The following is a 10,356-nucleotide window of genomic DNA, read 5'->3' as shown; positions in this document are numbered from 1 at the left end:
CAACTGCTTCGCCAGGTTCTCTTGTCAGCGATCCACTTAAAATAGACGCATCGTCTCCATTTTCAAAACCACTAGCGGTATAAGTGAATTCGGGGTCAGCCTCTCCATATACTTTGTTCTGACCTGGATCGGCAGTAACCGATAGAACTTTAGTACCAATCGTGAAATCAGCACCCGTAAAATCGATCGTATAGTTTACTCCTGCACTTAAGCTGCCCAACTGAATCACATAAGTTCCAACTGCTTCGCCAGGTTCCCTTGTTAGTGATCCGCTAAGAATAGACGCATCGTCTCCATTTTCAAAACCAGTAGCAGTATAAGTGAATTCCGGGTCGGCATCTCCATATACTTTGCCCTGACTGGTATCAGCAGTAACCGATAGAACTTTAGTACCAATCGTGAGATCAGCACCTGTAAAATCGATCGTATAGTTTGCTCCTGCACTTAAGCTGCCCAAACCAATAGCATAAGTTCCAACTGCTTCGCCAGGTTCTCTTGTCAGCGATCCGCTTAGAATAGACGCATCGTCTCCGTTTTCAAAACCAGTAGCGGTATAAGTCAAGGTTGGGTCTGTCTCTCCATAAATTTTATTCTGGTCAACATCTGCTATGATTTCCAGCGTCTTTTTGGACGTGGTAAATGTCACTTCATTACCATAGGTGGTCACTCCATTTACATTGGTACTATAAGCGCGTACATAATAGGTAGTATTGAGCTGCAAACCTGTAACATTTTCATTAAATTGATGGCCGGTCTGGATCATCTCCAACTTGATATCGGTAATGTCAGGATTGGAAGTCGTTGCATAAACAATTCCAGTTTCCTGTTCACAATCAAACGCATTCAGTAATTCTCCACCCAATTCTGCACTCGAATAGCTTACCGCGGATGGGTTTGAAGTAACAAGATCTGCGGGTAACGGCTCGGTAATCTCAACCGACTTTTTTACTGAACATCCATTGGCATCGGTGATTTCCACGGAGTAATTGCCCGGTGAAAGTCCACTTATTTCTGCTGTAGCAGCCCCATTGCTCCATTCATAGGTAAATGGCGCCAAACCTACATCAGAATTAGCTGTAATAGTCCCATCAGATCCACCGGTACAAGTAACGTTGGTTGATATTAGTTCAGCTTCCAACATATTTACTTCAATCAAATCAGTCTTTGTGAGAGTCCGACTACATCCGTCTAAGTCAGAGACGGTTAAACTTACCGTATAAATTCCCTCGGCAGTATACTCATGCGCGGGGTTTTGCTGGGTGGAAGTTGACCCATCGCCGAAGTCCCATAACCATCCTATAGCAGGAGAGCCTGCAATGGTGTTATTTGTAAATGCAACAGTAAGAGGACCGCAGCCCTCGGTGATATCGGAAGAGAAGTCCACATCAGGACCTATAACTTGAATATAGCTGGTCTTCGTATTAGTTTTTGAACAAGAGCCTCCCTCTGTAGTTAAGGCTACCGTGTAAGTTCCCGGCTGCGTATAGGTATGTGATGGATTTTGTTCCGTTGAAGTGGTTCCGTCTCCAAAATCCCAATTCCAACTTTCTGCTCCAACGGACGAGTCTGCAAAGTCAACTGTTAAAGGCCCGCAACCGAAAGTTGTATTTGATGTGAAATCTGAACTTAATTTATAATTTGTGATGACCTTTTCAGTGGAAGAAGAGCACCCGCTTATAGTATCCGTTACTGTTAATTTAACGGTAAAGACCCCGTACGTAGTATAGGAATGAATAGGATTTTGAGCGGTACTGGTATTCCCATCTCCAAACTCCCAATACCAGGAATCAGGAAGTGTAGATTGATCCGTAAAGAAAACCGTTAAAGGGGTTTCGCAGCCTGCATTAGGGTTTAAACTAAAATTGGCTTGAGCGTTACATTCGTTTTGATCTATAATAATCGGCAAACCGGAAGAGTTTGCACTTACATTCCCTGCTGCATCTGTAGCAGTGGCAGTAATGGCATAGGTTCCATCAGTAAGAATAGGAGAAGTAAAACTCCAGTTTCCTGACCCATCAGTTGTGGTAGTTCCCAGAGAACTTCCTTCGCTGAATATTTCTACAGAAGTATTTGCTTCAGCCGTGCCTGTAAACGTAGGAGTTTGGTCGGCTGTATTATTATCGGTATTACTTGCACCTGTATCACTGGCAGCTGATAAATCCGGAATAGAAGGACTTGCAGGGGGTGTTTGGTCTAAAATAGTATTATTTGTAGATACCAGAGTTCCTTCATTATCCCCCTCATCCGTTAAAGTTATTTCAATTGTTAAAATGCCGTCTGCCAATCCGCTAACATCCAAGGGAATTTGTTGCGCTGTACTATTAATAAGTTGGGAATTGCTGATAGTAGCCATATTACTATCACCACTACTGGAAATACTATAATTTGCTGTAGTACTTATTTCGGCATTGGAAATAGTGAAGGAAGTATTCGAAGATTCAAAAGCATTAATAAAGGCATCATCCCAAGTCACTACATAGCCGGTTGGAGCAGTAGTATCTTTGATTTCAGAAGTTGTTGCATTCGCACCTTCATTTCCGGCAATATCCATCAAGTAAACACTTAAAGTGATGGTGCCATCTGCAAGCCCTGAGAGATCATAACCAACTCCGGAATTGTCAAAGTTTTCAGTTGCTGATGTAATTGTTTCAGTTCCTGATACAGTACTACCTCCGCCATCTGAAGCAAAAGAATAATAAAGGGTGGAGCCGGTTTCTAATCCACTTGCTGAAAATTTAACCTCCTCAACATTTACCGAATTAATCATGCTTTCACCCAAAAGATTTAACTCCACAGTGTATCCCGTAGGTACTGAAGTATCTTTAGAGGTAATATCAGTAACCACACTGCCTGCATTTCCAATAGCATCAGTAAGGGAGACGGACAAGGTGATGGAGCCATCTGCCAATGCGCTTAAGTCTATTCCTGAAATCTGATGGGTAGCGGAAGTTAGAGTGCCAGATCCTGTTACATTGGTTCCCCCTCCAGCACTTGAGAAAGTGTAGTTGTAATTTGTGTTCACCTCCCCACCGGCAAAGGTAAAACTAACTGCATTTGCACTAATTGAATTGATTGGATTCTGGTCAATGCTCACGGTATATCCTGTAGGTGCTAAAGCATCTACCAAAACCGCTGCAGTACTACCAATACCATTTAATGTTAAATTAGCAGCTGTGCCCGACCCACTTGTGAAGGTTCCGCCATTAAGAGAAAGGGAGCTTACCTGAATACCGTTGGGGTCTTCATCACCGTTTTGTATGGTGTACCTAAAAACCAAAGCAGAAGATCCACTTCCTGAAATATAGGAAGCGTTTTTTGTGCTTCCCCCTACCTCTAAAGACAAACTAGGGGTTCCTCCCCCAGTATCTACAACGATGGGTTTATCAAAGTTAACCGTGAAATCTAGGTTTTGTCCTGTCGTGTACGTAGCATTTGCCGGAACTAAGACGCTACTAACCGATGCAGCTACTTCTTCAATTTCAAAGTTAACCGTTGCAGTATTGCATAAAGAAGGGGTACCGTTATCGCAAACTCGGTAGATTAGATTGTCTAGGCCGCTATAATTTGTATTTGGCGTATAAGTAAAACTTCCATTCGCATTTAACACCACAGTTCCATTTTCCGGAGGGGTAACCAATGAAGCGGTCAGAGCATCTCCTTCAGGATCGGAATCATTGGTGAGTACATTACCTGTCTGCGGTGTGTTTTCATCTAAATCATAATTATCATCAACTGCAACAGGAGCATCATTTACTCCAATAATATTGACACTGACAGAACCGCTATATACATCTGTTCCTAACCCTGATCCGGTATTCCCATTGTCATTAATGGATACCTCTACAGACGCAGCCGCATTTCCACTAAGGTTGGTGTTAGGTCTGAAATAAATATTAGTGGATGTACTGATATAATTATTTAAATCGGTCAATTTGCCCGTTAGGCTTAATAGATTAGACAAATGACCTGTAGAGGTAATTCCTGTACCAGCGGCTATATCAAATACCCCACCCGTTGCTTCCAACGTTAGTGTTAATTTCTCGCCTTCCGCATCGATATCACTGATTGTGGCGGCTGAAATATCAAAAGCATCTTCTGTAGCATCTTCTGTTATTGTAACTGAAGAGGGTAAACCGGTTATGGTTGGGTCATCATTGACAGCTGTTACTGCTACCTTTGCCTGAACGGCCGGACTACTTTGGGCACCTGCATTATCTTTAGCAGTAATAGTGAAGGCATTTAATGTGCCATTGGCATTAGCATTTGGTGTCCAGTTAGCATTTTGAGCTGGTGTAATTTGATCGTTGGTGCCAGCGGCATAAGCTGTACCGTTAATAGTTAGCGAGCCACTGTTAACAGACTTTACCACGTATGCAATTACAGTTCCATCGGCATCATTGGCATCAGATTGAGCAGCAATACTCAAAAAGCTGACTTCAACACTAGTATCTTCGTTTGTTGTTTCAACCGTATCGGCCAAATCAGTAAATGTCGGGACAGTGTTGTTGGTGGTTACATCTATTTTTTCGGGACTACCCTGTAAATTTGGTGTCTCTTCATCATCCTCTGCGGTAACGTAGATATCGTAGTCTGTGGAGGAACTCAATCCGGTAATATCCACTGAAAAATGCTCAGAAGCAGCATTGACATTTATACTTCCATTTGTTAAAGCTGAACTACCGGAATTATTTTGACCTGCCTTAACCTGGGCAGAAGATGGCGCACTATCCCCCTCGGCTACAACAATATAATAAGCCGTTCCAATTTCATCTAACTGCACTGTAAGTGTCGTTTGAGACACCGTGGTACCTGAAACGGAAGGCGTTGAATTAGTAAAAACAGGAGCTACATCATCTAATACAGTTATAGTAAATGCTTCCGCATAGGTATCTGTACCATCACTGGTCTGGATACGTACCGAATAATTACCGGCTGCTAGAGTCGAGGCATCATTCGCCCGCAAATCACTCCCATTGATGTTAAAATTGGCGTTATCAGTATCTCCCGTTCCCAAAACCAAGCTATAGGTGTGCGTGTCGCCGCCATCGGCATCGGTTGTTGAAAGGGTGCCTACCGTGGCATTCTCTTCCTCACTCTGGTTAAGAGTGTTAGTGCTTAGGGCAATATCAGCTGGGGCGGAATTCGAAACTGGAGCATCAAGTGCAATTTTATTGATACTGTGGTTCGTGGTACCATTTCCCGTCCATCCAGCGTCACTGATATAGATCCTTACATCATCAACACTTGAGAAAGAAGCATCTAATGCAACTGTAATAGGATTGTAGTTCGAATCAAACCCATCGAATGTCATAGAAGCAACTTCGCTGCCATTGCGGTATCCTTTTATAGTATTTGTAAAGGAGTTGGTTTCCCCCCAGTTATAGTATGTAAACTTAACAAGTCGAAATTCACTACCATCTGCTGAATTAATGGCCATCCCTTTAATAGCTTCATTATTATTATCATAAGTGAGCCCTGAATAATTTGGGTCAGCACTATAAAGAAAATCGTTATCTTTCCAGGTAAGTGAATTCACGAAAGTTCCTAATTCATCGGAGATATTGAAAATCTGAATATCGATATCAGAAATGGTTTGAGAACTTCCTTCTCCATCACTTGCGATATTATCTCCCGTAATGTCGGCGGAGTTTTCCGTGAATATCAATGTGGGATTGGAACTTAACAAAACACCCTCACTTTTAGTAGTAAAACTCTCCTCATCCCCATAACTAGTACCTTGCCCATTAATGGCGTAGGCTCGAACATAATAGGTTGTTTCAGGTTTTAAACCTGAGATATCTTCAGAAAACGAACCAGTTCCTATTCCGGACTGTACTTTGGTGTCTGAAGTGGTCGGGTTGGAACTCGTACCATATACAAATCCACGTTCGGTTACTGCATCTCCACCGTCATCGGTTACATTCCCGCTAATTGTAGTTCCTGTCGCTGTTACAGACGAAATAGAAGAAGTTGTCACTATAGCTACTGTAGCTAAGGACGGTACTTGTAGATTTGATAAGCTTATATTTCTTATCTCAAATTTATTTATATCTCCACCATCTTTAAAATCCACGGTTATCTCTATCTTTTCAACTTCGCTAACCCTTCCTGCAGCGGAAAAAATAGAGAGAATAGAATGATCATTAGTATCATATGAGTATCGCTGTTGAAATAGGCTTGAAAGCGAATTCCAGGTAACTGTTGTACCATCTGTTTTGTGGAAAACTACTTTAGTCGTATTATCTAAAGTATATTCACTGCTGAAAAGACCCCAGGTCATATCTTCCACATCAAAGGAGCCTAAATTAATTCCATCCCCCTTAATTGTAAAAGTTGTTGATCCAGTCCCAGAGGCAGTAGGGTATAATACAAATGGAACAAATTCAAAATTATCGCTAATCTGTATATTTATATTCGTAGGTAAGGTAGAGATACTTTTAAAGTCACCATTTGAGGGTCCAAGATTTGAAAAGGTGTAAGTTGTTTGTGCTAAGACATTCAAAGAAAAAAACAGCAGACACAGAAAAAATAAAACAGGAGTTTTTAGAGAAGTAGTTTTTTTCATCAGCTTAAATGATTAGTAGAGGATTGTATTTAGATAAAGGTTGGGTAAACAATAAATGACTATCCCAATGCTGTATATTTATAGAGCACGGAATATTGCAATAAATAATATTAAAAGGACTTTTAAAAAATCTGAAGAAAGTAGCGTTTTATCATAGGCATTTTTCTTATATTTTTAATCTTATATTAAAAAACTCGGAACAAAAAATTCTTATATCGATATCTTAGTTTAATTAAGACCATACAATTCAAGACATTATAGTCTAATAAGTTCGGTGACAAATATAGTGAACTTTTCTTAAAAAAAAGTTAATATATAATTTCCAGGATGGCGTACAATTTGTTCTACTGGATATTAAAAAGTTTAAAATTAGAAATAGCCTTTATTGCTAGCCTCTGGAAGGATATATTCCGTTGACACAGATTATCCAATTGATAGCCAAATATGGTTGCATATTATTTACAGGCTGACCTCCTCCCGTATTATTCACAGAAATTTCTATACCATTTGCAGCCATTTTTGTATTAGCTTTTTGAGCATATGAGTTTACAGCCTCATTAGTAGATCGATCCTTGGGATAAACAGATTTTGCCGGGATTGCTGACGATGGATCGTTAGTACTTCCATTTTCCATGGAAGCATAGATAGTTCCATTGGCTGTATGATTATGAGGCGGCAAATTTAGTTGCCCTAAGGTATTTGTTTGTGTACCAGATTTATCACCCAGGTCATGATTATTCAGTCCAGGGCCAGCACCTGAACTAATTGCTACCCTTCCCCTTAGGGAGAGCAAATGTTGTTCTTCCGTCTCCTCCATAGATAGTTCCAATAATTGAAAAAAGAGCATTATTGTCTGCAATCGAAAGTAATTGACCGTGACAAAACATCCAATTTCTAGGTTGAAAATTTCCAGCGAATGCTCGTAATTCACCGATGTAAGCGTCTTCCATAATTAAGTAGATTATATGAGTAAAATATTTAATGTTAAAATTAAGGTAACACTTTAACCTAAAAAAGGGGGTTTTTCCCCATTTGATCATAAAATTTTAAATTTTCAATAAATTAACACCACTTTGTAAACAGCTATCATATTAGGCTGATTTTTAGTTTGCTTTAAATACATCCCATTAAAATCCTCTGTTACCAGCATTGTTAGTCACTAATGCTGTAGCAAGGTCTTTGCTTGAGGTAATAATTCATCTATTGGTTATTATCCCCAGGCCGTGTTCTCGAAGGTTTTAATTACCGGCATTTATTGCTATGTTCTTGCTCCAGTAAATGACTTCCAACGTTAGCTATCAGAAATCCACTGCTCTTTTATCCTCCATGTTTTATTTGGACTGGGTCCTGTCTCATAATGAGTTTTCCACCCTTATTTAAATCGCTTTGTGTTACCGATTCTCTCAAGCGGTTTTCCGTTAAGACTTACGGAGTGGATATAGAAGTGTTCCTTTTGATAATTGCTTACTAACATGCTTATAATTGTGCTCTTCAAAAAACTGATCCAGTTGTTTTTTAAACTCCTCCTTGCCCCGGCTATTTTTTTTAAACCTTTTACATCAAATGGAAAACCACCTATACTGCCATATCGTCCCCTGGTAAACCACGCGCCTGCATCTGATCAATATCGTTTTTAGTCAGATCCGCAAAATCCTTAAACCAGTATGTTTTATAATCAAGGGCTTTTTGCCGGTATTTTTTACTTGACAAGCTATCTTCGGTTATTTTGGCGTTTCATTAATTTTCCATTCTGGAATATTTCAAATTACAGATATGCTTGTAACTGCTTTTTAAAGAAAGTAGCACTATCAGTGACGCTTTTCATCGGACTGTGGGCATAATTTCCACCTTGTTCCAAATAGTAAAATTCAAGTCCAGATTCTTTTGGATCCGGAAGTATTTGGGTATAATCAATAGAACCATTGCCCAATTCAGTATAGTCCCAAGTGATTTTATCCATGTCTTTTATATGCCACATTACATATCGTCCAGGTTGATTGCTGACCAGCTCTTTGGGAGAATGTTTTGAAGATCTGACCACCCAATACATATCCATATCGAGTTTAACAAGTGATGGATTTGTTTCGTTCAGTATAATGTCGAATCCGTTTTCACCATTGTGGTCTATAAACTCAAAACCATGATTGTGATATGCAAACCCTAGTCCGGCCGAAGTGACCCATTCGCCTATCACATTAAGTTTTTCAGCCAATAATTTGAAGTGGTCGATCGATCTTTGATCAGGATCTAGCCACGGCCATGTTATGTACTTCATACCTAATGTGTGGGCTCCATTTATGCACTGGTCAACAAACCTTTTCAGTTTGTCTTCAGTTTCGTTGAGATATGCAGAAAACCCGAAGTGCCCACTAGAAGCGGTAAGTTGAAGATCGTCAATTATTTTCCGGAATTCCGAAGAATTATATCCATAAAATGTTCCTTTTTCATGATTAAACCCAAAGGTTTCAAAGTCTTGATAGCCTATTTTTTTAACAGCGGTCAATGTAGCGATGGCATCTTTCACCATATCATCATGGATGGTATAGAGCTGTAACCCTACTTTATATTTGGCTGCTCCAAACATTGAAAAAGCCGACACGGGTAAAACGGTTGTTGTACTGAGGGCAGCTATCGACTTTATAAAATTTCTTCGTTCCATATTTGCTCTGAGTTTAGTAATATTTAAGTTACTTTGAAATCCTCAATTTTGTACCTTTTGTGGTGTGATTCGTCATTGTCCACGCTTGATCAAATACAAACATTTTTATTGTTGTTATAGACTTTTCATTTAAAATTAAAACGTTTAATAGTAATTGGATAAAGGCCATTTGATTTGACAATCTTCAACATCAATTCAATTGCACCGTTAATCATTTTATCCCATTAATAAAAAGAGATTAGAACCCTTCCTTTTTTTGCATGTATTCATCGTGGCCCAAAGTCAGGCACATTACTTTGCCCCTGACCCAATTACGTGTCCACATGATTGGATGAGATTCAGCTCTTGCAATAACCTCCACGGTGAACTGTACCAAATTAAACTCGTCCAAAGGTTTTAAAATCTATCAACTCCCTTACAATCGGGTGTTTACACCCATTATCTTGATTTCCCCATCCATACCAATATCCGACGTATTTACCGTAAAGGTCTTTATGTCATCATGGTTGATTAGATCTTTACCCATAATTTTTGCTTAGGTCTGATAGTTTCCATATCGTTTTCCAATTTCTTGTTGTTGCCACTGTATTTAGTTTTTGCTCGAAAAAAAGTTGGTTAATTTTAATTGGTGCTAGCAGGTTTATTACAAATAACTTTTAAAACAATTAAAAATCCTATAACTTTAAAATAGAAATAAATATACTAATACAATTATCAACATCTGGGCAACAAGCTGGAAAACAGGAAAATATTTAAGGAAAAAATGAACTACAACAATTTGAAATTTAAACCAGTACAAAATTCAGTGAATGGAGAAACTACAGAAGAAACCATATTTGAGTACAAACAAATTGAAAACATTTTGACATCCGAATATAAGGGAGGGCAAATAATAAAAGGGCATCTGATTGGATTAGTGGACAAAAATGGGAATGTCGAAATGCGTTATCATCAAATCAACAAAAAAGGAGAATTAATGACGGGCATTTGTTATTCAAAACCTGAGTTCAACGAAAATGGAAAATTAAGACTCTATGAAAGCTGGAAATGGACTTCTGGCGATAAGTCAAGCGGAAATTCCATTTTGGAAGAATTATAGTTTGAGTTAAAAGAAGGGAAAAGCCGAAAACTT

General features: G+C 39.3%; 5 protein-coding genes. 1 reads left to right on the top strand and 4 read right to left on the bottom strand.

Features of this window, described 5'->3' with window-relative positions; all coding sequences use genetic code 11:
- From B5X53_RS18610 to B5X53_RS18600, 4 genes are all read right to left on the bottom strand, one after another.
- A partial coding sequence (locus B5X53_RS18610) for an MBG domain-containing protein (protein WP_079714710.1) occupies positions 1-6,565 on the bottom strand: 6,565 nt, incomplete at its 3' end.
- 388 nt (positions 6,566-6,953) lie between these two features.
- Entirely contained in the window at positions 6,954-7,382 is a 429-nt protein-coding gene (locus tag B5X53_RS18605) for a phage tail protein (protein ID WP_234999252.1), read from the bottom strand.
- On the bottom strand, positions 7,327-7,452 hold the full coding sequence (locus B5X53_RS19425; protein ID WP_234999251.1) for a phage tail protein: 126 nt from the start codon (positions 7,450-7,452) through the stop codon (positions 7,327-7,329). The genes B5X53_RS18605 and B5X53_RS19425 overlap by 56 nt, the downstream gene beginning before the upstream one ends.
- A gap of 878 nt (positions 7,453-8,330) precedes the next feature.
- Positions 8,331-9,224: a sugar phosphate isomerase/epimerase family protein gene (locus B5X53_RS18600; protein ID WP_198550728.1), complete on the bottom strand. Its 894-nt coding sequence runs from the start codon at positions 9,222-9,224 to the stop codon at positions 8,331-8,333.
- A 763-nt stretch (positions 9,225-9,987) separates the two neighbouring features.
- Between B5X53_RS18600 and B5X53_RS18595 the strand changes: the two genes are divergently transcribed.
- On the top strand, positions 9,988-10,323 hold the full coding sequence (locus B5X53_RS18595; RefSeq protein ID WP_079714708.1) for an avidin-fold protein: 336 nt from the start codon (positions 9,988-9,990) through the stop codon (positions 10,321-10,323).
- The last annotated feature ends 33 nt before the right edge of the window (positions 10,324-10,356 follow it).

Origin of the sequence: Salegentibacter salinarum, assembly GCF_900168115.1 — a bacterium.
Taxonomy (GTDB): Bacteria; Bacteroidota; Bacteroidia; order Flavobacteriales; family Flavobacteriaceae; genus Salegentibacter; species Salegentibacter salinarum.
The sequence above is the reverse complement of the archived record's forward strand: the minus strand, read 5'-3'. Positions and strand labels throughout refer to the sequence as shown.